The organism is Rhodococcus oxybenzonivorans, assembly GCF_003130705.1.
GTDB lineage: Bacteria > Actinomycetota > Actinomycetes > Mycobacteriales > Mycobacteriaceae > Rhodococcus_F > Rhodococcus_F oxybenzonivorans.
Window position 1 is genome coordinate 1,244,426 of the sequence record NZ_CP021354.1, and the last position, 23,750, is coordinate 1,268,175.

Genomic DNA, 23,750 nt, shown 5'->3' on the forward strand with positions numbered 1-23,750 from the left:
AGGCATGCCGCGTCGAGCCGTGAACCCAGCCGAGATGAGGGCGGCCGTCCTGGAAATCGGCCCGTGGTTACGCGGGGACACCGTCGAGAAGCCGTCCCGGACCGTCCTCGCTGCGGCGGTCCGGCTCAGCGCCCGAACTCTCGAGCAGGTGGCCCCCGGATCGAGTGTCGAGGTGAGGGTTCCCCCGTTCGTGGCGGTGCAGTGCATCGAGGGCCCGCGCCACACGAGGGGCACACCACCCAACGTGGTGGAAACCGACCCGCGGACGTGGTTGCTCCTCGTGACGGGCCTGATCGACTTCGATGAGGCGACTCAGGGCGGCGGGGTCACCGTGTCGGGGGCCCGCGCCGGGGAGATCGCCCACTGGTTGCCGCTGCTGCGGGTGTAGTCAGCCCAGCCACAACGAACGGGTGCGCGGCAGCCCGCTCGACCCGTCGTCGGACGGACGAACGGCGAGCACCTGATGAATCGTCAGCCGGTCCTTCTCCTCGAAGCCCAGCGCGCTGGCGGCGAGATAGAGCAGCCAGGTACGGGCGCGTTCACCGCCGACGAGACGAACCGCGTCGTCCCAGGAGTCGCGTAACCGGTCGACCCAGGCGCGCAGAGTGAGCGCGTAGTGCTCGCGCAGCGCCTCGGTGTCGCGGACTTCGAGTCCGGCGCGTTCGAATGCGTCCACCGTTCTGCTCAACGGCAGCACCTCCCCGTCGGGGAAGATGTAGTTGTCGATCAGGCCGTTGCCGTTGCCGCCCTCGCGTGCGACGACCGACGCGATGGCATGGTTGAGGAGGCGTCCTTCCGGCTTCAGGAGGCCGAACAGCTTCGCGGCGTATCCGGGCAGGGCCGACGCGCCCACGTGTTCCGACATACCGATGCTGGAGATGGCGTCGTAGGGCCCGTCGGCGACGTCGCGATAGTCCTGCACCCGAATCTCGATCCGGTCGGTCAGTCCCGCCTCCTCCACCCGCGCCCGCGCCCATTGGCACTGCTCACGGCTCAGCGTGATCCCGACGACGGACACGTCGTACTTCTCGGCGGCATGGAGCGCCATCGACCCCCAGCCGCAACCGATGTCCAGCAGTCGCATGCCCGGTCCGAGTCCGAGCTTGCGGCAGATCAGATCCAGTTTGTCGATCTGCGCGTCGTCGAGCGTTCCGCTGTCGCCGGAACTCTTCGGTTGCCGGTCCCAGTATCCGCACGAATACACCATCGTCGGGCCCAAGAAGAGCCGGTAGAAATCGTTGCCCACGTCGTAGTGGTGGGAGACGGATGATGCGTCGCGCGCCTTGGTGTGCTTGGCGCCGCGGCGTCGCGACACCTCCACGGACGGCGGCCGCGGTGGCAGGCCGGGACCGGCGAGACGGAGGAACGTGGCCAGTGACCGCAGGACGATGCGCCGATCCGGGCTGCGGAGGCTCAATTTACCCAGCCGGTCGACGAGTTGGGGGAGGGTCAGCAACCGGAAGATGTCGCCGTCGATCTCGAGGTCGCCGGACACGTAGGCCCGCACGAACCCCAGCTCGTTCGGCGACCACAGCACTCGGCGGATCGCCCGGCGGTTCCGGAACACGACGGTGAGGTCCGCATCGGCCCCCGCCTCGGAGCCGTCCCAGCATCGGACGCGCACCGGAAGTGGTATTCCGATGACGCCCTCGAAGGCGTCGAGGAGGCGTGTGGCCGCGGTCGGAGCCGTGGTGCGGACAGTCAACGGAAGACCCCACTCTGTCGATCCGAGCTTCCGATCGGTATCGAAACTAACCGATGTCGGCCCGTCCGTCCCGGATCTGCACACACGCATAGGGCACCGTGGCCGAGCCGACCGCCGACGGCACGTAGACTGTGGGTGCCCCTCACACGCCCATCCCCAGGGAGCACCCCGGTGACCAGAGCCGATCTGTCGGTCAACAGTCCTAATCTCCTCTCTTCGAACCCGTCCGACGAGGACGAGAACGAACCCCGCGAAGAATGCGGCGTCTTCGGCGTCTGGGCGCCGGGAGAGGATGTGGCGAAACTCACGTACTACGGGCTCTATGCTCTGCAGCACCGTGGACAGGAAGCGGCAGGCATTGCCGTCGCGGACGGCTCCCAGGTGCTGGTGTTCAAAGACCTCGGTCTGGTCAGTCAGGTGTTCGACGAGCAGACGTTGGCCGCCATGCCCGGGCACGTCGCCGTAGGGCACTGCCGGTACTCGACCACGGGATCGACCACGTGGGAGAACGCCCAGCCGATCTTCCGGACCACCGCCGCGGGCAGCGGCATCGCTCTCGGACACAACGGCAACCTGGTGAACACGGCGGAGTTGGCCGGACGGGCGCGGGAAGCCGGGCTGGTCAACGACAAGCGCCCTGGCGGCGCCACCTCCGATTCGGATGTCGTCGGTGCGCTCCTCGCGCATGCCGCCACGGACAGCACCATCGAGCAGGCGGCCATGAAGCTGCTGCCGACGCTGCGCGGCGCGTTCTGTCTCACCTTCATGGACGAGCACACTCTCTACGCGGCCCGAGACCCGCACGGCATCCGCCCACTCTGTCTCGGCCGCCTGGACCGCGGCTGGGTGGTCGCCAGCGAGACCGCCGCCCTCGACATCGTCGGTGCATCCTTCGTCCGCGACATCGAGCCCGGTGAACTCCTCGCCATCGATGCCGACGGAGTCCGCTCCTCCCGCTTCGCGAACCCCGAGCCCAAGGGCTGCGTGTTCGAGTACGTGTACCTGGCGCGCCCGGACAGCGTGATCGCCGGCCGTTCGGTGCACTCCACCCGCGTCGAGATCGGCCGTCGACTCGCCACCGAGCATCCGGCCGACGGCGACCTCGTGATTCCGGTTCCGGAGTCGGGCACCCCCGCCGCGGTCGGGTACGCGCAGGGGTCGGGAATTCCGTACGGCCAGGGGTTGATGAAGAACGCCTACGTGGGCCGTACATTCATCCAGCCGTCCCAGACCATTCGTCAGCTCGGTATCCGGCTCAAACTCAATCCGCTCAAGGAAGTCATCCGAGGTAAACGTCTCGTCGTGGTGGACGACTCCATCGTCCGCGGCAACACGCAGCGTGCACTCATCCGTATGCTGCGGGAGGCGGGTGCTCTCGAAATCCACGTCCGGATCGCCTCACCGCCGGTCAAATGGCCCTGCTTCTACGGCATCGACTTCGCCTCGCCCGCCGAGCTGATCGCCAACGGCGCCGGTGGCGGAGCCGAGCCCGGAAGCTTCGACGAGATGCTTGAAGGCGTCCGCCGATCCATCGGCGCCGACACCCTCGGCTATATCTCCACCGACGGGATGATCGCGGCCACCGAGCAGCCCGCCACGCGGCTGTGCACGGCGTGCTTCACCGGCACCTATCCCATCGCACTTCCGACGGAAACGTCGATCGGCAAGAACGTCCTCGAAGGAATGCTCGAGAGCGCGGCAGGCGGTCCCGCCACCCGGGACAACGACAACGCGCACGCGCTCAGCCGACCCTAGGCCAGTACATCGGGTCGGCCGTCGAATGTGCTCCGGTACCGTAAGGGCGCAATCACAGCACTCGATTGCCCGACCGACACCACATTGACGAGCAACAGAAGGCTGGAGTAACAACCACATGACCGAGGATCCGACAAGTCGCCCTGGAGCGTCCTACGCCGCCGCGGGAGTCGACATCGCCGCAGGCGATCGGGCGGTGGAACTCTTCGCGCCCCTGGCCAAGAAGGCCAGCCGTCCCGAGGTTCTCGGGGGTCTGGGTGGATTCGCGGGTCTGTTCGCGCTCAAGGGTGATTACAAGGAGCCGCTGCTCGCGGCCTCCACGGACGGTGTCGGCACCAAGCTCGCCGTCGCCCAGGCGCTCGACAAGCACGACACGGTCGGACTCGACCTGGTCGCGATGGTCGTCGACGATCTCGTGGTGTGCGGCGCCGAGCCGCTGTTCCTCCAGGACTACATCGCTGTCGGACGGGTCGTCCCCGAGCGGGTCGCCGAGCTGGTCAGCGGCATCGCCGAGGGCTGCATCCAGGCCGGCTGCGCGCTGCTGGGCGGCGAGACGGCAGAGCACCCCGGCGTGATGGCCGACGGTGACTACGACCTGTCGGCGACCGGCATCGGCGTAGTCGAGGCCGACCAGGTCCTCGGTCCCGACCGGGTCCGGCCCGGCGACGTCGTGATCGCCATGGGCTCCTCCGGTCTGCATTCCAATGGTTACTCGCTCGCTCGCAAGGTGCTGCTCGAGATCGACCACATGAGCTTGACGGCCCACGTCGACGAGTTCGGCCGCACGCTGGGCGAAGAAATGCTCGAGCCCACGAAGATCTACGCAAAGGACTGCCTGGCCCTCGCCGCCGAGACCGACGTGCGCACGTTCTGTCACGTCACCGGCGGGGGACTTGCCAACAACCTGGCCCGGGTCATGCCCAAGGGGCTCGTCGCCGAACTCGATCGCGGAACCTGGAGCCCCGCTCCCATCTTCGCGATGATCGCGCAGCGCGGTCGCGTCGAGCGCAGTGAGATGGAACAGACGTTCAACATGGGTGTCGGCATGGTTGCCATCGTGGCTCCCGAAGACGTCGATCGTGCGCTGGCCGTCCTGACGGCACGGCACATCGACTGCTGGACGTTGGGCAGCATCAAGAAGTCGCACGACGCCTCGGAGCTGCGGGCTCAGCTCGCCGGGGACCACCCGCGATTCTGACGACGATCTGACAAAGCCGGACGGGGCGAGCTAGCGGCCCTGTCCGGCTGAAGATGTGGAAATGAGGGGGAGCCGGACTCGGCTCCCCCTCATTTCGTTGTCGCTACTATCAGCGCCGCCAGTCGTCATCGTCCTCCAAGGAGTACCCCTCCCTGTCGGCACGCTGGTCAGCAAAGACCTCGTCCCGATGCGAGTTGGACGACCCACCTGAGAGCTCTCGTTGCAGGCTGTCAAAATCCGTGGTCGGTACGCTGTACTTCAACTCGCGTGCAACCTTGGTCTGCTTTGCCTTAGCCCGGCCGCGGCCCATGGCTGACCCCCTCGCGCTTTCGCGGGGCGGCCTGGGGAATTTGGCGGCCCCGTTTGAGTGTGTAAGTTCCTGCCCACACTCTAGCGTGGAAAAGTCGCTCGCGCTTCCATCCACCGCCTGTCGTGGTGTCTGTTGTGTCTCACCCAGTGCGCGAGCAGCCAGAATGCCGAAATTATTCGGCTCAGAACACTCCGGGAATCGCGCGGACCGTTCCCACCCGGACGCCGCCACCGAGCACGGGCTGCGAGGCGAGGGCAGCGAGGTCCTCCGTCCACTCCGCGCCCATCCTGTGCAGCAGGGCTGCCGCCAGCGGCAGGCGGGCCCGCTCGTGGCCGTCCTCGATCTTGAGCGCGAACGCCGAACCGTCCGGCAGTGCTCCGGCGTAGACGCCCTCGGCGCCGGCCTTCGACACCAGGCCGGGCACCACCGGCATCAGCCGGGCGTCGTCCTTTCCGGTGCCCGAGATCAGATAGGGGTGCTCCCGAATGGCATCGGCGACGGCGCGCTCCGGTGAATCGGGCTCGGCCGTGACGAGTCGCGCGAATGCCCGCGCCAGATGCGTCAACGACAGCGGGACGATCGGGAGGCCGCAACCGTCGATACCTAACTCCGCGTCGACGTCACCGCTGATCGACCCGAGGGTCTCGACCACCGCGAGTTGCAACGGGTGCGTCGGCTCGAGGTAGCTGTCCAGCGGCCAGTCGTTGGCCAGGCAGGTGGCGAGCATCGCGGCATGCTTGCCCGAGCAGTTCATGTAGACCGGCCGGGGGAGCTCTCCGGCCGCCAGCAGTTCGGCGCGGGCGAGTTCGTTGGACGGGAGGTCCGCGGGACAGCGGAGCTGATCCTCGTCGAGTCCGTGGCGGAGAAGTAGTTCCTCGACCAGCTCGACGTGGTCCGATTCCCCTTCGTGCGAGGCGGTCGCAATCGCGAGTTCCTCCGCACTCGTCGGCGCGAAGCCGTTCCTGAGGAGGGTCACCGTTTGCCAGGGTTTGTTGGACGAGCGCGGGTAGATCGGCGTGTGCACCTCACCGACCGCGACGGCAGTGTCGCCGTCCGGACCCAGGATCACCGCGGATCCTCGATGAACGCACTCGCGGAAACCCGATCGAACCACCTCGACGAGTTCGATGCTCACGTCGTCACCCTGTCCTCCGGCTCGGCGATGCCCGCTCGCTCGACGATGCGCCGGGCCATCTGGGCGGCGGCCGGCGAGAGATCCTCCTGCTGCGCGAGGAGAGCGGCGCAGCGCTCGGCGTCGCGGCCGGTGAAGAGATCACGCACGGTGACACCGTGCGCGGGTACATGGTGGCGGTGCACGGTGTCACCGGCACTGATCGACCCTTCCGTCACCACCCGCAGGTAGGCCCCCGTGTCCCCGCGCTGAGTGAAGCGCTTGACCCAGTGCTCCTCGCCTGCCCACACCGCAAAGGTGCGGCAGGGCGTCCGGGGGCTGTCGACTTCCAGCTCGGTGGTGCCGATCCGCAAACGCTCCCCGATCACCGCGTCGCTCGTCGGGACGCCGCGTACCCGCAGATTTTCGCCGAACCAGCCCGGTGGTAACTCGCGGCCGAGGTCCGCCTCCCACCGCCGCGCCTCGTCTTCCTGATACGCGTACACGGCTTTGAACGGGCCGCCGTGGTACTTGGTGTCGCAGACGTAGTCGCCTGCCAGCCCGGTTGCCGTCACCCGTATCGGACCGTCCACGGGACGCTTGTCGATAGCCGTGCGTTCCACGCGTCGGATACCACTGTCCCGCTCGGTGTGCAGGACACAGATGGCCAGCACCTCGCCGGCCGCCCCGGCGCCTGCGCTCACCGTCCGCGCAGCCGCTCGACGGCGGCCCGGCCGGCCTGCACGGTCTCCTCGGTGGGAACGGAGTCGGGATCGATGGAGGCGGCGCACGGTCCCGTGACCAACTCGGTGTCGATGGGAATGGAGCGTTTGATCAGGGCGAGGGCGATGGGACCGAATTCGTGATGGTCGATCACCGTGCCCACACGGCCCACTGTGCGGCCGCCTGCGGTGACAGGATCACCGGTTTCCGGGCGACCTTCGGCGCTCCCGTCGAGGTGCAGCAGCACGAGGTGCCGGGGCGGCTTGCCGAGATTGTGAACACGGGCCACCGTCTCCTGCCCGCGGTAGCAGCCCTTCTCCAGGTGGACGGCCCCGTGCTCGGCAGGACCGCCGATCCACCGGACCTCGTGCGGGATGGTGCGTTCGTCGGTGTCGAGTCCGAGGCGGGGCCGCAGGGCCGCGACCCGGAGCGCCTCGAAGGCCCACGTTCCGGCTGGTGCGGCTCCCGCCGTGGTGAGCCGGGCCCACCAGTCGGTCAGCTGCTCGCGTGGCACCAGCAGGTCGAACGAGGAGTCGGTAGGCCATGGCATGCGGCGAACGAATCCGCCGCCCGCCAGCGCGGCGGCGGCGTAAGGCTCGGTGGGTGCGGCGGCTCCGGCTCCCTCGAGTGCGGCGGGAGCGTCCGGTCCGATCACGCTCAGGACCGCCAGCTCGTTCCCGTCGCGGGGCTCAGCCTTGGCCCAGAACACCATCTTGGTGAGGAACGACAGGAGGTCGGGTCCGCGACCGGTCTCGGTGTCGATCCAGGTGACGCCGGCGAGGTCGGTCTGCACGAAGTGGTGTTCGACGCGGCCGTTGACGTCGAGGCTGAGGTTCTCCGCACCCTCGCCGTCGGCGAGGGCGGCGATGTGCTGGCTGGAGATGGTGTGCAGCCAGGTCAGTCGTTCGGCACCCGCGACAGCGAGGACGAAACGGTGAGACCGATCGATGACCACGGCGGAACGCTCGGCGCTGCGCTGTTCCCCGAGGGGGTCGCCGTGGTGCCATGCGACCCCGGCGTCCGGCGAGTCGTCGGGCGCGCGGACAGCGCCCGGGGCCGTGAGAAGTGGACTGGGTGAAACGGGCAGTTTGTCGACCACGAACCCAGTCTAGGGACCACGGAGGGGGTGGGGCGGCAGGCAGGGTAGATAGGCTGGCTCCATGTCTGATGCAGTGCTGGTGACGCTGGACCACGAGGTACGCGATGCGAACGCCCCGCTCCTGTACGCGGACGATCTGGCGGTGGTGCGCGGCGACGGTGTCTTCGAGACACTGCTCGTGCGCGGCGGCCGGGCGCTCAAGGTGGAACCGCATCTGTCCCGGCTCGTGACGTCCGCCCGGGCACTCGCCCTGCCGATGCTGGATCTCGACGAGTGGCGCCTCGCGATCGAACTTGCCGTGGAACAGTGGGGCTCAGAACGCGAGGGTGCGATGCGTCTGGTGCTCAGCCGAGGGAGGGAATCTGGGGGTGACCCGACGGCGTTCGTCACGATCGGTGCGGTGTCCGATCGCATTCTCGACGCTCGTCGCGACGGCGTGTCGGTTCTCACACTGGCGCGTGGGTACTCCGTGGACCTGTCGGCGAGTGCGCCGTGGCAGCTGCTCGGGGCCAAGACCTTGTCATATGCGACCAACATGGCGGCTCTGCGCTACGCGGCGACGTTGGGCGCCGACGATGTGATCTTCGTCAGTAGTGAAGGCAATGTGTTGGAAGGGCCACGTTCCACGGTCGTCATCGCCCGGGAGAAAACGCTCCTCACCCCGCCGCCGGAGCACGGCATCCTGCCGGGGACTACGCAGCAGGCGCTGTACGACGTGGCGTCCAAAAGAGGCTTCCGCTGTGAGTATGCTGCACTGCGTCCTGCGGATCTCATTACTGCAGAAGGTGTTTGGCTGATCTCCAGCGTCACCATGGCGGCTCGGGTGCGCAAGATCGACGGACTGGTGCTTCCGGAGCCCCCTCTCGCTGACGAGATCGTGAAGCTGGTGGACCTTGCGGTCGAGACCGCGGGCTCGGAGTCTGCCGAGGCTTGACAGGCCTACTACATTCGGTAGTAGCTAGGTCCCGTCGGGGAAGTCGTGCGAGGGAAGCGTCTCGCAAAAAGGACTGCCTCGACAGGATCACGCGCACAGGGATCGAGCGGATGCCCACGCCTCGACCCCGAAGCCTGTCCTAGGGCCCAGTTTCGGAGTAGCCATGGATACCCTGGATGTCTCTCGGTGGCAGTTCGGCATCACCACCGTTTATCACTTCATTCTCGTCCCGCTGACGATCGGGCTCGCGCCTCTGATCGCTGCAATGCAGACGATGTGGGTGGTCACCGGCAAGGCCCACTGGTATCGGCTCACCAAATTCTTCGGCAAGCTCTTTCTGATCAACTTCGCGCTCGGGGTCGCGACCGGCATTGTGCAGGAATTCCAGTTCGGCATGAACTGGAGCGAGTACTCGCGCTTCGTGGGAGACGTGTTCGGCGCCCCGTTGGCGCTCGAGGGGCTCGTCGCATTCTTCCTCGAGTCGACCTTCCTGGGGCTGTGGATCTTCGGCTGGGGCCGGCTGCCGAAGCTCGTCCACCTGGCGACCATCTGGCTGGTCGCGGTCGGGGTGAATGCGTCCGCGTACTTCATCATCGCGGCCAACTCATTCATGCAGCATCCGGTCGGCGCCACGTACAACCCCGACACCGGTCGCGCAGAACTCACCAGCATCTGGGCGCTGCTCACCAACAACACGGCGATGGCAGCTTTCCCGCATGCGGTGGCAGGGGCGTTCCTGACCGCCGGAACGTTCGTCGCGGGTATCTCCGGATGGTGGATGGTGCGCAACATGCGACGGGCGCGGACGGCCACCGCACCCGAGGCGGCGAAGCTCGAAGGTGACGCACGGACCATGTTCCGTCCGGCCGCGCGCCTGTCGCTCCTGGTGGTGATTGCCGCCGGTGTCGGACTCGTCTACACCGGCGACGTGCAGGGCAAGCTGATGTTCGAGCAGCAACCCATGAAGATGGCGTCGGCAGAATCGTTGTGTCACACCGCAACCGACCCCGACTTTTCCATTCTCACGGTCGGCACCCACAACAACTGCGACGGTGTGAAGCATGTGCTCGAGGTGCCGTTCGTCCTGTCCTATCTCGCCGAGGGCGAGTTCACCGGGGTGACGTTGCAGGGCGTCGAGGATTTGCAGGCCCAGTACGAGGAACAGTTCGGTCCGGGCAACTATCGCCCCAACCTATTCGTCACCTACTGGTCGTTCCGCGCGATGATCGGTCTGGCCGCCGGGTCCGCTCTGCTTGCGGTGGCCGGGTTGTGGCTCACCCGCGGCAACCGTGTCCCCGACCAGAAGTGGTTCTCGTGGCTCAGCATCGCCGCGATCCCGACACCCTTCCTCGCCAACAGCGCCGGCTGGATCTTCACCGAGATGGGCCGCCAACCCTGGGTGGTCGCGCCCAATCCCACCGGGGTGGACATGATCCGGCTGACGGTCGACCAGGGCGTGTCGCATCACTCGGTGTGGACGGTGTGGTTCTCGCTGATCACCTTCACGCTCCTGTACGGCGCACTGGGTGTGGTGTGGTTCATGCTGATTCGTCGTTACGCCGTCGAGGGGCCACTCGAGCACGATGCCCATCCGCCGGGTGACGACGACGAGGAACCCGAAGAGCCGGGCACGCCGAAGCAACTCTCGTTCGCCTACTAGGAGAGGTCATGGGACTCGTAGAAGTGTGGTTCATCCTGATCGCGGTGCTCTTCACCGGCTACTTCGTGCTGGAGGGGTTCGACTTCGGCGTCGGGATGCTGATGCCGGTGCTCGGCAGGCGCAAGGATGCCGACGGCGACACTCGCCGGCGAGTCGTCCTCAACACCATCGGTCCTGTGTGGGACGGCAACGAGGTGTGGCTCATCACGGCGGGCGGTGCCTTGTTCGCAGCGTTCCCCGAGTGGTACGCCACATTGTTCTCCGGTTTCTACCTGCCGCTCCTGCTCATTCTGGTGGCCCTCATCGTGCGGATCTGTGCCATCGAGTACCGCGGCAAGATCGACGACGACACCTGGCGCCGGCGTTGCGACTGGGGCATCGTCTTCGGGTCGTGGGTCCCCGCGGTGTTGTGGGGTGTGGCCTTCGCGAACATCGTGCGGGGAGTGGACATCAATGCCGAGAAGGTGGTCACCTCCAGTCTTCTCGATCTGCTCAATCCCTACGCGCTGCTCGGTGGTCTGACCACGGCGCTCCTGTTCGCATTGCACGGTGCCGTCTTCCTGGCGCTGAAGACCGCCGACGAGGTCCGCGTCGACGCTGTCGAACTGGCAGCGAAGCTGGCACTGCCCACAGTTCCGGTAGCCGGGGCGTTCGTTCTGTGGACGCAGTTGGCGCACGGCAAGGCGTGGACCTGGATCCTGGTGGCCGCGGCAGCCGCTGCTCTCGCCGGGGTGGTCGCGCTCACCCGGGCCGGACGTGAGGGCTGGGCATTCGCACTGACGTCGATCGCCGTCATCGCGAGCGTGGTGCTGCTGTTCGGTTCGCTGTTCCCCGACGTCATGCCGTCCACCCTCGACGCTGCGTACAGCCTGACTGTCGACAACGCGTCCTCGAGTCCGTACACGCTGACAGTGATGACCTGGGCGGCTGCCTTCCTCACTCCGGTGGTCCTCCTCTACCAAGGCTGGACGTACTGGGTGTTCCGGCAACGTATTTCGACCAAGCAGATCCCGCCGTCGATCGGTCTCCCACTCGGGCGCAGATGAGCGTCGACACAGGAAGCGAACTTCGTCTCCCCGGTGAGCGTCCCACCGGGAAGGCCGGTTCACGGCCGCCGATCGACCCCCGGCTGTGGCGCTACTCCGCCGCGGCTCGCGGCTATCTCGTCCTGACCGTCGGCCTGTCGGTCGTCAACGTCGCGATGGTCGTCATCTCGGCCCTGGCCCTCGGGCGGATACTCGCGGGAATCATCGTCGACGACGTCACCGACGTTCGCCGATGGATCACCGAACTGTCGGTTCTTCTGTTGGCGATGGGAGTTCGGGTCCTCGGCACCTGGTTGCAATCGAGGTTCGCCCATCGCGCAGCCAGTCGGGTGGTGGCAGAACTGAAGGGTGAAGTACTCGGTGTCGCCGCCCGGATTCGGCCCCGCGACCTCGACGTGCGTCGGGACGAGATCGCAACGGTACTGACGCGCGGGATCGACGGTCTGCTGCCCTACCTCACGGGGTATCTCCCCGCCCTGGTTCTGGCCGCCACGCTCACCCCGGCGACTCTGGCGGTCATCGTCTTTCAGGACCTGACGTCCGCGGCGATCATCTTCGTCACGTTGCCGTTGATCCCGATCTTCATGATCCTCATCGGGTTACTGACCCGAGGCAAGGCTGCTAAGACGCTGACCGCGATGACGGCGCTGTCGTCGCAGCTGCTCGACCTACTCGCCGGTCTGCCGACGCTCCGCGCGCTGGGGCGTGAGCACGGACCCGCCGCACGCGTGCGCGAACTCGGTGACGCACATCGCCGCACCGCGATGTCCGCCCTGCGGGTGGCGTTCCTCTCGTCCATGGTGCTCGAACTGCTTGCGACACTGTGCGTCGCGTTGGTCGCCGTCAGTATCGGTCTGCGTCTGGTATACGGCGAGATGAGCCTGGAGGCAGGAATTGTGGCGCTCATCCTCGCGCCCGAGGTGTATCTCCCACTGAGGATGGTCGGAACACGCTTTCATGCCGCGGAAGACGGAATCGCCGCCGCAGAACGGGCATTCGCGGTGATCGATACCGAACTGCCCGGCAACGGCGGCGGCATCGGCCGTATCGACGCACGAGGGGCGAGCATCGAGTTCGACGGCGTCAGTGTGCAGTCGCGCCGCGGGATGGCGCCGCATGCCTTGTCGGGAGTGCTCGAGCCTGCTCGGGTCACCGCGCTGACCGGACCGAACGGCTCCGGCAAGTCGACGGCCGTGCAGGTACTTCTGGCTCTCACGGACCCGGACGCAGGTGAGGTGCGGGTGGCCGGAACGCCTGTCCCGCAACTCGACCGGACCGCGTGGTGGGCGCAGGTGGCCTGGTTGCCGCAGCGTCCCGTCCTGGTACCCGGCACCCTCGAGGAGAACCTTCGGCTGATCGGCGACGTCGAGGATATTGGGGCAGCCTGCGCGGCAACCGGTTTCGATGCGGTTCTCGCCGAGCTTCCGGACGGGTGGTCCACCCGCGTCGGGGCAGGCGGAGCCGGCTTGTCGCTGGGCCAGCGTCAGCGGCTCGCGCTGACCCGTGTGCTCGCCACCCGCCGTCCGGTCCTGATCCTCGACGAACCGACAGCGCACCTCGACGACAGGTCGGAAGAAACCGTGCTTTACTCGCTGCGCAGACTCGCGGCGGCGGGAAAGACCGTCGTCGTCATCGCGCACCGGGCCAGTGTGCTGGCAGCCGCCGATTCTGTGATCGAGGTGCGTGCCGATGTCGAATGACCCGCTCCTGCGAGCTCTCCCGCTCCTCGAACTCGAGCCGAAGAGAGTGCTGCGGGCCGTCGCCGCCGGCGTAGCCACCCTGGGAAGCGCGTTGGCACTCGCCGCGCTCTCGGCGTGGCTGATCACCAGAGCCTGGCAGATGCCGCCCGTCCTCGATCTGAGCGTCGCTGTGGTGGCGGTCCGTGCCCTCGGAATCTCCCGCGGCGTGTTCCGGTACCTCGAGCGGCTGGCCACCCACGACACCGCCCTCAGGGGAACGACGTCCGCCCGGAGTCGGCTGTACCAGCGGCTGGCCGCCGGCAATCCCGCAGCTGCGGCAGGATTGCGCCGCGGCGACCTCCTCGCTCGCACCGGGGCCGACGTGGACACTCTCGGCGATGTCGTCGTGCGTGCGCTGGTGCCGATCGCAGTCGCGGTCGTCCTCTCGGTGGCCGCCGTGGGCATCCTCGCTGTCATCTCGCCCGCCGCGGCGCTGATCCTGGCGGTCTCGCTCGCCGTGTCCGGGATTGCGGCGCCGGTGCTGTCCGCCCGCGCCGCGCTGATGTCCGAAAAAGACAGCGCAGCAGCGCGGGCACGCTTCAGCGAAGAGGCCGTCACGGCGCTCGATCACGTCGCTGAACTGACAGTGGCCGGTCGACTCGACCGCACCGTCGACGGTGCGATCGCTGCCGAGCGGGCCGCCGTCGCAGCGACCGACCGCGCCGCCGTGCCCGGCGCCTTCGCCGACGCCGCGACCCCGCTCGCGGTCGGGGCCAGCGTGATCGGTGCACTGCTGATCGGCATGAACCTGTACTCGTCGGGGACGATGAGCCCGATGGCCCTGGGCATCCTCGTCCTCATGCCGCTGTCGGCGTTCGAGGCGACCAGCACCCTTCCCGCGGCCGCTGTCGCGCTGACCCGGGCCAGGATCGCGTCACGTCGTATCCTCGCGCTGTTCGATGCCGCCACCCCGGACCCACATCCCGGAGACCGGGAACTGGACGGTCCCGTGCACCTGCGAACGACCGGTCTCCGATGCGGATGGCCCGGTGGTAGGACAACAGCGCCGATCGACCTGGACCTTCCGCCCAGCGCCCGGGTCGCGATCGTGGGCGGCAGCGGCTCCGGCAAGACCACGGCGCTGATGACACTGGCCGGACTGCTACCTCCGGTGTCGGGGGCGATCGACGTCAACGGCGCCGCACCGGCCGACATCCGGCCCGACTCCCTGCGACGCCGGATCGGATTCTTCGCCGAAGACGCGCACCTTTTCGACACATCCGTCCTCGAGAATTTGCGCGTCGCACGCGGCGATCTACAGGAGCATGAGGCGCTCGACGTCCTGGAGTCCGTGGGGCTGAGGGAGTGGGTTTCGCAGTTGCCGCAGGGCCTGGCCACCACGCTCTCCGGCGGCGCCCGGGCGGTGTCGGGCGGGCAGCGTCGCAGGCTGCTGCTCGCCCGCGCCCTCCTCTCACCCGCCGACGTGCTGTTGCTCGACGAACCCACCGAACATCTCGACACGGACAGCGGAGCGCAGCTGCTGCGGGATCTCCTCGCGCGGGACGCAAAGCTGGTGTCGGGGGAGCGCTCCGTCGTCGTGGTCACTCATCAGCTGCCGGAGGATACCAGCGCTGACGTGGTGATTCGCGTCGAGAACGCGGAGAGCGAAAATACGTTGCCGACGATGTGAGGGCGGCGTACTTTCTTGAGTACACGAGGAAGGAGGTGGTCTGAAGTTGAATGACAAACGGACACGTGAGGTGGCTGCCAGCTAGCCGCTACCGCTGACGGAATTCACTGACCGCGCGAGCGGCGAGCGAATCCCAGGCAGCTACCCGGCCCCCGAGCCCCCGGTCTGGTCCAGATCGGGACCGGTGCACCCGCACCGGAAGGCTCGGGGGCCGTTCTGCGCTCCGCACCTGTGAGTACTTATTAACAATCCATTGTTAATAAGTACTCACAGGCGGTTATCCACAACCTCACATCCATCCACAGGCCAATTCCGATCGTCGGCTTTCGCCCATAGGTCTGTCGGTGACGCTGCGCACCGTTCGGACCATGACCACCGCGACATCCGACTACACACCCGAATTCCAGCGCGTTCTCGACTACCAGCACGGGATCATCACCACCAAGCAATTGCACTACTTGGGTCTTTCGACCCGCCAGATCCAGCATCGCGTCGAGTCGGGGCAGTGGCCGGCCGTGCTCCACGGCGTGTATGCGGTGACCAACGGACCACTCGACCGCTCCATGACTCTGTGGGCGGCCCTGTTGTTCGGTGGTCCGAGGGCTGTCCTCAGCCATCGCACGGCGGCCGAGGAGTGGGCGCTCGAATCCGTCGACGCCACTGCGCCCGTCCACGTGACCGTGCCCTACGGACTGTCGGCGGAGTCGCAGGCGCCTACGTACCGGCAGGCCGGTAGCCGGTCCGAACGGCTCGTCCCGAGAGAGGGCGATCTACTCCATCCCGGTGTCGTCGTGCATCGCTCCCGAGCACACACCCACATCACCGTGCCGACAGTGCCACCGCGGACATCGCGAGCGGACACCATCCTGGACCTCGCCGTTTCCGAACCATCGGCGGCAACTGGAGCCCGGGTAGTGGTGGCAGCAGCGACGACTGGCGGTGTTCCGGTGCACGATCTGCTCCGACGGATCGAGGAGCGGCCACCGCGCAGATATCGTCGTGCTTTGACCGCAGCACTCGTGTCGGTGTCGGATGGCGGTGTTCAATCGCTCCTCGAGCACCGTTACGCCGCAGACGTGGAGAAGGCGCACGGGCTACCGGCAGCGCGTCGACAGTCACCCATTCTCGTCGACGACCGCACCCTGTACGAAGACGTGGACTACTCGGACACCGGGATTCCGCTGATCGTGAGACTCGATGGATTGCGGTACCACTCGTCACGCGTGGTTGCTCTGCGCGACCGGCGCCGCGGCAACGCAGCGGAAATCGCAGGAAAACCGACGCTGGTGTACGGCTGGGAAGAAGTGACTCGGCGCCCGTGCGTCGTCGCCGCGGAGGTTCGAACGGTGCTCGGACGCGGTGGCTGGAGCGCCCCAACCCGTGCCCGCACTGTGCGCACTTATCAACCGCGGAGTGTTAACAAGTACTCACGGGTGGGGTCAGCCGATGTAGCGGGTAAGACGCGCCGAAAGGCGGGGAAGAAGTTCTCCGTCGGCGATGATGCGTTCCTCGACGTACGCCAGGTCGCCGCCTTCGACGATGCCGTACAGACGCTTGGCGCCGCCGACGAGGGCACCGGAAGTGCTGCGGATGACGACATCGGTGGCGAGTTCCCACGACGACTGCGTGAGGGCGCGACCGTAGAACAATTCGACGATGCCGGAGCTGTGGGTGAGGAGCAGCTCGACGACTTCTTCGTTGGTGCTGCCGGGTATGCCGTCGCCGCTGATGCGCCAGAAACCGGATTCGCGGAGATCGGGACGGACGTATTCACCTTCGCTGTCGAGAACCCAGGACTGGGACTCCCAGCTCAGGTAGTTGCCGCCGTTGTGAGAGACGATGATTTGCTGCCCGAATCGGTAGTCACCGGTTTCGGGGTCGTGGCCTTCGCCTTCACCGCGCCACACACCCACGAGGGGCAGTACCGCCAGGAGTTCGTTGTTGAGGTCCGGCCCGAGCCGCAGGTTCGCGGTGTCCTCGGGCAGCGGAAGGTCCGGAAGCAGGGGAATGTTGCGTGACGCCGTCGACTTGGATCGCTCGATGGCGGCCGCGACGGCTGCGTCTCCGCTTCCGCGACGAACGGTCGCGGAATCGCCGGCCTGCTCGTCGGAAGCCGGCCGGTCGGGAGACGGATCTGCGCCTGAGTCCGGGGAAGAACTCACGACTCGTCGGTGACCAGGCGGTAGATCGTGTACAGCGAGAACCACGTGATCAACACGGCGGCAAGGACAAGAAGTACCTCGAAGAAGATAACCACGCTGCCATCTTAAACCGACGCATTCGAACGGTCGAAACGGGAGCGGCGTTCCCGGACGGCTAGTACGGTTCTCGCGTCGCCGGCCTTCGGGGCCGGGATTCTCCTTTCTCTATCCGGCCAGGTCGTTCCGCGATATCCATGGAGGTTTCATGCTGCGCCCATGCCCTGAACTACTGATGAAAGGTGTGATCATCGCCACAGCAACTCTTCTCGCGTCGGCGATGCCTGTGGTCGCGGTGGCGGCGCCGGACACCGGAAGTGTCGGCTCGGGGAGTGCCGACACGAACCGGGTGGATCCGAACAACTACGCCACCCAGTGCCCGGACGTCCTGATCGTCGCGGTGTCGGGCGCCACCGATTCGACGGAGGACCGCAACCCGCTCGCGGACGAGGAGCGACAGCTCTGGTCGAATTGGGTGGGCAACGTGACGGTTCCGACGGGGGCGCGCAACGCCGGTGAGCCGGGGAAGGTGGGATGGATGTACGTCCCCTATCCCTCCACCTACGGTGTTGGACTCCTCGAACCCGTTCCCACGTACCAGGATTCGATGGCGGCGGGTGTTGCCTCGACCAATCGGATCCTCGACGAGAACAAGAAGAAGTGTGGTGATGCCACCGACTACGTTCTCGTCGGGTACAGCGTCGGCGCCGAGGTGGTGGAAAGGGTGGCCCGCGAACTCGGTCACCGCGACTCCACCGCGCTGGTGACTGCGGACGACATCGCCGGCGTGGCCTTGATCGGCGACCCGTACCGGCCCGCGGGAACTCCGTCGCTCGGTGATACCGGCCCGGCGGGTGGCGGTTTCATGGCGTCCGAGCCCGCCGACTACGGCGCGCTGGACGGGAAGATCACCTACGCCTGCAGGCCGTACGACATCGCGTGCGACGCGCCTCAGGACATCGCGGTTCTCGAGCTCGCGTTGGGAGTGCTCGGTCAGATGCACTTCACGGTGCTGAACCCGGGCCAGACGTTCTCCGACTTCGCGACCGCGGTGTCGGGCATGGCTGCGCGCTCCATCGTGCACATCATCACCCATGAGGACTGGTTCGGTTCGGAGGAATCATTTCTCGATGTGCTGCGGAAGGTGGCCGACCTCAGCTATGACCCCGATGGGCCAGACCGCGACATTCAGTTGACCGACGAGCAGGTTGTCGAGGCGCTGAACTGGGCGACGGGGCCTGGCGCAGACGTGGTGCAGGCCAAGCTGGCCGACGAAGGCGCCGGATTCCTCGAGGACAACAAGGACATCTTCGACCTGGTGGTCAAGCCGTACATTTTCCTGGCGTTCATCCAGCACTTGCTCTATTGGAACAACAATCCGAACGACCCCTGGTACTGGGAGAGCGAGAAACTGGTCGATTGGATCACCGACTTGGCCCACGCCGAAAAAGGCAGCGATACAGCGGCGCAGCCGGACGCTGCAACCCCGGGCAGCTAGACCCTCGCAGCCGAGAAAGGCCCCGCTCCGTATACGGAGCGGGGCCTTCGTGGTGCGGTGAAACTAGTCGCCGACGGTGACGTCGACGTTGTGAACGCCTGCGCCGCTCGGGCTCACCGTGGCGGTGCCGTTGCCGGAGCTGGACAGTGCACGCACGGTCCAGTCGCCGGGAGCGGCGAAGAAGCGGAAGTCGCCGGTGCCAGAGGCAACGACCTCGGCGGTGAACTCGCCGCTGCCGTCGAGGAGGCGCACGAACGCTCCACCGATCGGCTGGCCGTCAGTGGCGAGGACCCGGCCGGTGATGACCGTTTCCTTCTCCACGTCCACGCCTGCGGGCAGGGTCTGGGTCTGTACGGGTGCTCCACACATGATCAGTGAACCTCCAACTCGATCGGGGCGCCGACGAGTGAGCCGTATTCGACCCAGCTGCCGTCGTAGTTCTTGACATCGGACTTGCCGAGGATTTCCTTGAGCACGAACCAGGTGTGGCTGGAGCGCTCACCGATGCGGCAGTACGCGATGGTGGGCTTGGACTCGTCGTAGCCCTTCTCCGAGTACAGCTTCTCGAGGTCGTCGTCCGACTTGAAGGTGCCGTCCTCGTTGGCGGTGGTGCTCCACGGGATGTTCAGGGCGCCGGGGACGTGTCCGCGCTGCTGCGCCTGCTCCTGGGGAAGGTGCGCCGGGGCGAGGATCTTGCCGGAGAACTCGTCGGGGGAACGGACGTCGATCAGGTTCTTGTTGCCGATCGAGTCGATGACCTCGTCACGGAACGCGCGGATCGACAGGTCGGGGGCCTCGGCCTTGTACTGGGTGGCCGGGCGGGTGACGGTCTCCTTGGACAGGGGGCGTCCGTCGAGTTCCCACTTCTTGCGTCCGCCGTCGATCAGCTTGACGTCCTGGTGGCCGTACAGCTTGAAGTACCAGTACGCGTAGGCGGCGAACCAGTTGTTGTTGCCGCCGTACAGGACGACGGTGTCGTCGTTGGCGACGCCCTTGGCGGACAGGAGGTCGGAGAACTGCTGCTGGTTCAGGAAGTCGCGACGGACGCCGTCCTGCAGGTCCTTCCGCCAGTCGAGGCGGATGGCACCCTCGATGTGGCCGCCGTCGTATGCGCTGGTGTCCTCATCCACCTCGACGAAAACGGTCTTGGGGGCGTTGAGGTTCTGCTCAGCCCAGTCGGCGGAGACTAGGACATCGGAGCGAGCCATGGTGTTCCTTTCGATGTGTACTTACTCGGTTCGGGTGGATGGTGCAGTGGTGTGTGGCGGTCAGGCGATGGCGCGCACCCGTGCGACCAGCGGATAGATCTGGCAGCCCAGACAGAAGCCGAACGCCGCGTTGAGGAACGCCGCGAACAGGGCGAAACCGGTGGCCACGGCGCCGACGATGCCGGAACCGGCCAGGAAGCCGATGGTTCCGACTGCTGCGAAGACGAAACCGACGAACTGGGCGAATCGAAGCGGTGCGACGGGTTCCTTCTCGGTCACCGGGGCGAGCCGGGGAGCAACGAGTGCGCCGAAGATGCGGCCGTAAGGGCTGCGGCGCGGCCCGGTGGCCGCACCGACTGCGAAGACGACGGCCTGCAGGGCGAGCAGGACGCCCGCGGCGAGCAACGAGAACGCAGAGAGAACGAACACGGCGACCAGGACGGCGGTGGTGACCCAGGCGGCGAACCGGGGGCCACGGACGTCGACCTGCTCGACTTCGAGGGTTGTGGACATGAGAAGTGCTCCTGCGGTGAGTGCTGAATGCTTGGCTGGCTCCGACGGGCGACGAACATCGTCGTCATCGGGTTTCGATCACGTGAGCGGAGTCCGCGGTGTCAGCAGAAAGTGACAGCCCTGGTGATCAGCAGCAGGTACAGCAACAAGCCCCGAGGCGGCACAGGTCAACCGTGCGGCGTCGGGTGAGCATGAGCTCGTGGCTGGATTGCACGTCGGTGAGTTTACCCGGTTCTTCAGGAATTTGAAGCGGGGGGCCGGGAGAGCGGCTCCAAGGCGGCGCGGAGGTCGGCTGCGGAAGGCACACCGGACACCCGAAAGCGTTCGCGCAGGTCGCTGTCCAGAATGAACGTCGTCGGCAGGGACAGAACGCCCAGTTCCCTGGCGAGAGCGGGGTATTCGTCGATGTCGAGTTCCACTTCGGCCGGTGGGTGCGGCTCGTCGGAGAGGTCCTGGACGACCTGTCCCACCACCCTGCGCACGGCGGCGCACGGGCCGCACCAGTCTGCGGAGAAATGCAGCACGGTCGCCGAATGGTGAGACGCTGCCGCTTCGGAACCCACGCCGGCGGCCCCGAGGAGCCGTCGCCGTTCATCGGTCACGAAAGAGTCAGTCGACCCGCTCGGGGTACGAACCCTGCCTTGCCTGCGTTGCCACCAAAGCCCGAACGCAATGGCGACGAGCAGTGTGACGATCAGCAATGTGATCTCGGTCATCTGTTCTGCAGTTCGTCGAGGTCGATCGTCACGTCGTTGCCCACACCTTCGATGACTATCTGTGAACCCTCGGCGTAGACCTCCGTGGGCTGGACCCCGAAGGGCAGTTCCCTGGGGTCGATCGTCCGGGTGAAGAGTCCGAGGATGGCGGGAGCCAGGGGATCGGGGATGCTGAAGTCGGCGTGACCCTCCGGACCGAAGTAGAAGTCGCTGGCCACGATCTTCACCTGGCCGCCCTCGAGAACGAGGTCGGCCTGCACGCTGACCGTCGTCTCGATCGGCCCGACCGGAACCGTGCCCGTGAGGACGACGCCCCCCGCCGTGGGCATGCCCGAGCCACCCGATCCGCCGGTGCCGTCCGATTTGCTCGCCGGCGGTGCCGACACCTGCAGGTCAGGTATGCCGAGGAATCTGCCCAGGTCGGTGGCGTCGATCAGCATCCGGCCTGTCAGGTGATCGACGGGAAGCGCCTGGACCGAGCCGTCCACCAGATCGGACAGCGGGGCCGAGACGCCCTGGAGGGTGGACTCGATCGTCACCTCGCCCACCACATCACTCTGTACCCCCTGTGCCCGGATTTCGATGTTGTCGTACTCGCCCTCCCAGGCCTGGGTGAGGAACGGGAACCCGTGAACCGTGACCTCCGGATCCGCCGTGAGCGAGGCGCCCGCCCGCAGTTCCCTCGACACCCGGTACTCCGCGTAGGCCGCCGCCCCGAAGTCGACGACGAGACCGAGGGCGACGAGGAAGACGATTCCCATGATGAGTTTCCGCACGGCCCCATTGTGACCGACACGGTGACCGTGGGCGCCGGTGCAACCATCGGCGCCGGGCCTCGGGGGTTCGGTGCAACGAACAGGTCTGGTGGCGCGCTACTCTGTCACCGACAAAAGTGTCGATACCTTCAGGGTCGATCTACCTGCACCGGCTGTCTCACCAGTCGGCCGGTCGGGTACGACGGTGACGAGATGGGAGGCTGTGTGGAGCTACTGCTTCTTACCTCCGACCCCAACCCGGAGGCGGTCCTACCGGCCCTCTCCCTGTTGGCGCATTCGGTGCGGCCTGCTCCGACGGAGGTGTCTTCGCTTCTGGAAGCGAGCTCTGCTGATATCGCCCTGGTGGACGCGCGGACTGATCTTGCGGCCGCCCGTGGCCTGTGCAGGCTGCTGGGAAGTACCGGTTCTGCCGTACCGGTGGTCGCCGTGCTGACCGAGGGTGGCCTGGTGGCCGTCAATTCCGACTGGGGATTGGACGACATCCTTCTGCCCGGCACCGGACCTGCCGAGGTCGACGCACGTTTGCGTCTGCTCGTCGGGCGCAGCGGTGGAGTTGCCAGCCCGGAGGCCTCGGGCAAGATCACGCTGGGCGAACTCGTCATCGACGAGGGCACCTACACGGCCCGGCTTCGTGGCCGTCCCCTCGACCTCACCTACAAGGAATTCGAGCTCCTCAAGTACCTGGCGCAGCACGCGGGACGCGTTTTCACCCGCGCGCAGTTGCTGCAGGAAGTGTGGGGCTACGACTTCTTCGGCGGCACCCGCACCGTCGATGTCCACGTGCGGCGCCTCCGGGCGAAGCTGGGCAGCGAGTACGAATCCTTGATCGGTACAGTCCGCAACGTGGGCTACAAGGCTGTTCGACCCGCCAGGACCAAGTCGGGTACACCGGTCGTGCCCGTCGACGACATGGATGCCGACGACATCGACTTCGAGTCGGCCGAGGGGCCGGCGATCTGATGAGTGCTTCGGTGCAGTCTTGGCAGGATCGACTCGACGCGACGCAGGCCGTCGAAGTGTCCGCGCTGTTGGAGCGGGCAGCGGAGGCGGATGGGACCGCCGCGGTGTCGGAGCAGGGAATCCACGCGTTGGCCGGCGTCGGCGAGGCGCGACATCTCGTATGGACCGACGAACATCGCGTGGTCGGGTACGCGCAGTTGCAGCCGGGTCACGGCGAGCACCCTGCAATGGCGGAACTCGCGGTCGACCCGCAGGCCCGTGGCCGCGGAATCGGTGGCCGCCTGGTCGCCGAGGCGCTGGACGAGGGTGGCCCTGACTCGCGGGTCTGGGCGCACGGCAATCTGCCGGCCGCGCAGGCGGTAGCGCGGCGTCTCGAACTGGCCGGTGCACGTGAATTGCTGCAGTTGAGGCGTCCGCTCGCGGGCACTGATCTGCCGGAACTCGTTGCGCCGCAGGGTATTACGCTGCGCGCCTACCGTGGAGTCGAGGACGACTCCGAGGTGCTGCGGGTCAACGCCGCCGCATTCGCCTGGCATCCCGAGCAGGGTTCGTGGACCGCGCGCGAGATCGCGGAGCGTCGCGCCGAGGACTGGTTCGATCCCGCGGGGCTGTTCATGGCCTTCGAGGCGTCGGACGAGCGCACCTTGCTCGGATTCCACTGGACGAAGGTGCATCCCGCACAGGGCGAGGATCCGGCGATCGGTGAGGTCTACGTCGTGGCGATCGACCCGTCGGCGCAGGGGCGTGGACTCGGCCGATTCCTCACGCTCGCCGGACTGCATTATCTGCGCGACCGGGGAATCGGGGCAGTACTGCTCTATGTGGAAGGCGACAACGCTGCCGCCCTCCATACCTATGAGCGGCTGGGCTTCGCGCCGTTCCACGTCGACGTGGCCTACGCGCGCCGCTGACGGTCTCCACTACGTTCCGGTCGGCCGTACGTCCGGGAAATCTGGACGAATGCGTGGTCT

Annotated in this window: 22 protein-coding genes and 1 pseudogene; 12 read left to right on the plus strand and 11 right to left on the minus strand. The window is 66.7% G+C overall.

The genetic code is table 11. The annotated features are described in order from the left end of the window. Nucleotides 1-4: 4 nt before the first annotated feature. A complete protein-coding gene (locus CBI38_RS05950) occupies nt 5-388 on the plus strand; it encodes a sterol carrier family protein (protein ID WP_109327215.1) in 384 nt (127 codons plus the stop codon). Here CBI38_RS05950 and CBI38_RS05955 read toward each other — a convergent pair whose 3' ends face one another. Next, the gene (locus CBI38_RS05955) at nt 389-1,705 is read right to left on the minus strand and encodes a class I SAM-dependent methyltransferase (protein WP_109327224.1); all 1,317 of its coding nucleotides are present in this window, start codon (nt 1,703-1,705) and stop codon (nt 389-391) included. A gap of 171 nt (nt 1,706-1,876) precedes the next feature. Between CBI38_RS05955 and purF the strand changes: the two genes are divergently transcribed. Both purF and purM read left to right on the plus strand, forming a co-directional pair. Continuing rightward, on the plus strand, nt 1,877-3,460 hold the full coding sequence (purF, locus tag CBI38_RS05960; protein ID WP_109327225.1) for an amidophosphoribosyltransferase: 1,584 nt from the start codon (nt 1,877-1,879) through the stop codon (nt 3,458-3,460). 118 nt (nt 3,461-3,578) lie between these two features. Further along, nucleotides 3,579-4,658: a phosphoribosylformylglycinamidine cyclo-ligase gene (purM, locus tag CBI38_RS05965; protein ID WP_109327226.1), complete on the plus strand. Its 1,080-nt coding sequence runs from the start codon at nt 3,579-3,581 to the stop codon at nt 4,656-4,658. A gap of 109 nt (nt 4,659-4,767) precedes the next feature. Here the strand turns inward: purM and CBI38_RS05970 are convergent, their stop codons facing one another. From CBI38_RS05970 to ygfZ, 4 genes are all read right to left on the minus strand, one after another. Then, the gene (locus tag CBI38_RS05970; RefSeq protein WP_109327228.1) at nt 4,768-4,968 is read right to left on the minus strand and encodes a DUF3073 domain-containing protein; all 201 of its coding nucleotides are present in this window, start codon (nt 4,966-4,968) and stop codon (nt 4,768-4,770) included. A gap of 181 nt (nt 4,969-5,149) precedes the next feature. Then, nucleotides 5,150-6,103: an asparaginase gene (locus tag CBI38_RS05975; RefSeq protein WP_109327229.1), complete on the minus strand. Its 954-nt coding sequence runs from the start codon at nt 6,101-6,103 to the stop codon at nt 5,150-5,152. Next, nucleotides 6,100-6,783, minus strand: coding sequence for an MOSC domain-containing protein (locus CBI38_RS05980; protein WP_109327230.1), 684 nt, complete (start codon nt 6,781-6,783; stop codon nt 6,100-6,102). Before CBI38_RS05980 ends, CBI38_RS05975 begins: the two co-directional genes overlap by 4 nt. Beyond that, nucleotides 6,780-7,901: a CAF17-like 4Fe-4S cluster assembly/insertion protein YgfZ gene (gene ygfZ, locus CBI38_RS05985; RefSeq protein ID WP_109327231.1), complete on the minus strand. Its 1,122-nt coding sequence runs from the start codon at nt 7,899-7,901 to the stop codon at nt 6,780-6,782. Before ygfZ ends, CBI38_RS05980 begins: the two co-directional genes overlap by 4 nt. 61 nt (nt 7,902-7,962) lie before the next feature. On the opposite strand from ygfZ, the gene CBI38_RS05990 reads away from it, so the two are divergent. The 6 genes and pseudogenes from CBI38_RS05990 (at nt 7,963) to CBI38_RS06015 (ending at nt 16,330) form a co-directional block, all read left to right on the plus strand. After that, nucleotides 7,963-8,835 (plus strand): aminodeoxychorismate lyase, encoded by an 873-nt coding sequence (locus CBI38_RS05990; protein WP_109327232.1) that lies wholly within the window; start codon nt 7,963-7,965, stop codon nt 8,833-8,835. Between the two features lie 163 nt (nt 8,836-8,998). Then, the gene (locus CBI38_RS05995) at nt 8,999-10,495 is read left to right on the plus strand and encodes a cytochrome ubiquinol oxidase subunit I (protein WP_109327233.1); all 1,497 of its coding nucleotides are present in this window, start codon (nt 8,999-9,001) and stop codon (nt 10,493-10,495) included. 8 nt (nt 10,496-10,503) lie between these two features. After that, nucleotides 10,504-11,541 (plus strand): cytochrome d ubiquinol oxidase subunit II, encoded by a 1,038-nt coding sequence (gene cydB / locus CBI38_RS06000; protein WP_109327234.1) that lies wholly within the window; start codon nt 10,504-10,506, stop codon nt 11,539-11,541. After that, nucleotides 11,538-13,241 carry a thiol reductant ABC exporter subunit CydD gene (cydD, locus tag CBI38_RS06005; protein WP_109327235.1) on the plus strand — a complete coding sequence of 568 codons (1,704 nt, stop codon included), beginning with the start codon at nt 11,538-11,540 and terminating at the stop codon, nt 13,239-13,241. The genes cydB and cydD overlap by 4 nt, the downstream gene beginning before the upstream one ends. Beyond that, complete coding sequence (gene cydC / locus CBI38_RS06010) at nt 13,231-14,910, plus strand: thiol reductant ABC exporter subunit CydC (RefSeq protein WP_109327236.1); 1,680 nt, start codon at nt 13,231-13,233, stop codon at nt 14,908-14,910. The genes cydD and cydC overlap by 11 nt, the downstream gene beginning before the upstream one ends. A 368-nt stretch (nt 14,911-15,278) precedes the next feature. After that, nucleotides 15,279-16,330: pseudogene (locus tag CBI38_RS06015) on the plus strand (hypothetical protein). 19 nt (nt 16,331-16,349) lie between these two features. Here the strand turns inward: CBI38_RS06015 and CBI38_RS06020 are convergent. Continuing rightward, nucleotides 16,350-16,952, minus strand: a complete 603-nt coding sequence (locus CBI38_RS06020; RefSeq protein ID WP_374433773.1) for a heme-binding beta-barrel domain-containing protein — start codon at nt 16,950-16,952, stop codon at nt 16,350-16,352. Between the two features lie 364 nt (nt 16,953-17,316). Between CBI38_RS06020 and CBI38_RS06025 the strand changes: the two genes are divergently transcribed. Then, the gene (locus CBI38_RS06025) at nt 17,317-18,606 is read left to right on the plus strand and encodes a cutinase family protein (RefSeq protein WP_418328316.1); all 1,290 of its coding nucleotides are present in this window, start codon (nt 17,317-17,319) and stop codon (nt 18,604-18,606) included. Between the two features lie 63 nt (nt 18,607-18,669). Here the strand turns inward: CBI38_RS06025 and CBI38_RS06030 are convergent, their stop codons facing one another. The 5 genes from CBI38_RS06030 to CBI38_RS06050 all read right to left on the minus strand — a co-directional run bounded on the left by CBI38_RS06030 (nt 18,670) and on the right by CBI38_RS06050 (nt 21,819). Then, complete coding sequence (locus CBI38_RS06030) at nt 18,670-18,975, minus strand: DUF1416 domain-containing protein (protein WP_109327242.1); 306 nt, start codon at nt 18,973-18,975, stop codon at nt 18,670-18,672. A 2-nt stretch (nt 18,976-18,977) separates the two neighbouring features. After that, a complete protein-coding gene (locus tag CBI38_RS06035) occupies nt 18,978-19,814 on the minus strand; it encodes a sulfurtransferase (RefSeq protein WP_109327243.1) in 837 nt (278 codons plus the stop codon). A gap of 60 nt (nt 19,815-19,874) precedes the next feature. After that, nucleotides 19,875-20,327 carry a DUF4395 domain-containing protein gene (locus CBI38_RS06040; protein WP_109327244.1) on the minus strand — a complete coding sequence of 151 codons (453 nt, stop codon included), beginning with the start codon at nt 20,325-20,327 and terminating at the stop codon, nt 19,875-19,877. 236 nt (nt 20,328-20,563) lie between these two features. Further along, nucleotides 20,564-21,043 carry a thioredoxin family protein gene (locus tag CBI38_RS06045; protein WP_109327245.1) on the minus strand — a complete coding sequence of 160 codons (480 nt, stop codon included), beginning with the start codon at nt 21,041-21,043 and terminating at the stop codon, nt 20,564-20,566. Then, nucleotides 21,040-21,819, minus strand: coding sequence for an LmeA family phospholipid-binding protein (locus tag CBI38_RS06050; protein WP_109327246.1), 780 nt, complete (start codon nt 21,817-21,819; stop codon nt 21,040-21,042). The genes CBI38_RS06045 and CBI38_RS06050 overlap by 4 nt, the downstream gene beginning before the upstream one ends. A 204-nt stretch (nt 21,820-22,023) precedes the next feature. On the opposite strand from CBI38_RS06050, the gene CBI38_RS06055 reads away from it, so the two are divergent. After that, the gene (locus tag CBI38_RS06055) at nt 22,024-22,779 is read left to right on the plus strand and encodes a winged helix-turn-helix transcriptional regulator (protein ID WP_109327247.1); all 756 of its coding nucleotides are present in this window, start codon (nt 22,024-22,026) and stop codon (nt 22,777-22,779) included. Then, a complete protein-coding gene (gene mshD / locus CBI38_RS06060) occupies nt 22,779-23,690 on the plus strand; it encodes a mycothiol synthase (protein WP_109327248.1) in 912 nt (303 codons plus the stop codon). The genes CBI38_RS06055 and mshD overlap by 1 nt, the downstream gene beginning before the upstream one ends. Nucleotides 23,691-23,750 lie beyond the last annotated feature (60 nt).

Excerpts from the sequence above, each read along its gene's own strand:
- CBI38_RS05950 (WP_109327215.1), top strand. The coding sequence starts at position 5 with ATGCCGCGTCGAGCCGTGAACCCAGCCGAGATGAGGGCGGCCGTCCTG.
- CBI38_RS05990 (WP_109327232.1), top strand. The coding sequence starts at position 7,963 with ATGTCTGATGCAGTGCTGGTGACGCTGGACCACGAGGTACGCGATGCG.
- CBI38_RS05970 (WP_109327228.1), bottom strand. The coding sequence starts at position 4,968 with ATGGGCCGCGGCCGGGCTAAGGCAAAGCAGACCAAGGTTGCACGCGAG.
- CBI38_RS05995 (WP_109327233.1), top strand. The coding sequence starts at position 8,999 with ATGGATACCCTGGATGTCTCTCGGTGGCAGTTCGGCATCACCACCGTT.
- CBI38_RS06035 (WP_109327243.1), bottom strand. The coding sequence starts at position 19,814 with ATGGCTCGCTCCGATGTCCTAGTCTCCGCCGACTGGGCTGAGCAGAAC.
- CBI38_RS06045 (WP_109327245.1), bottom strand. The coding sequence starts at position 21,043 with ATGACCGAGATCACATTGCTGATCGTCACACTGCTCGTCGCCATTGCG.
- CBI38_RS06040 (WP_109327244.1), bottom strand. The coding sequence starts at position 20,327 with ATGTCCACAACCCTCGAAGTCGAGCAGGTCGACGTCCGTGGCCCCCGG.
- cydB (WP_109327234.1), top strand. The coding sequence starts at position 10,504 with ATGGGACTCGTAGAAGTGTGGTTCATCCTGATCGCGGTGCTCTTCACC.
- cydD (WP_109327235.1), top strand. The coding sequence starts at position 11,538 with ATGAGCGTCGACACAGGAAGCGAACTTCGTCTCCCCGGTGAGCGTCCC.
- CBI38_RS06030 (WP_109327242.1), bottom strand. The coding sequence starts at position 18,975 with ATGTGTGGAGCACCCGTACAGACCCAGACCCTGCCCGCAGGCGTGGAC.
- CBI38_RS06025 (WP_418328316.1), top strand. The coding sequence starts at position 17,317 with ATGCTGCGCCCATGCCCTGAACTACTGATGAAAGGTGTGATCATCGCC.
- purM (WP_109327226.1), top strand. The coding sequence starts at position 3,579 with ATGACCGAGGATCCGACAAGTCGCCCTGGAGCGTCCTACGCCGCCGCG.
- cydC (WP_109327236.1), top strand. The coding sequence starts at position 13,231 with ATGTCGAATGACCCGCTCCTGCGAGCTCTCCCGCTCCTCGAACTCGAG.
- mshD (WP_109327248.1), top strand. The coding sequence starts at position 22,779 with ATGAGTGCTTCGGTGCAGTCTTGGCAGGATCGACTCGACGCGACGCAG.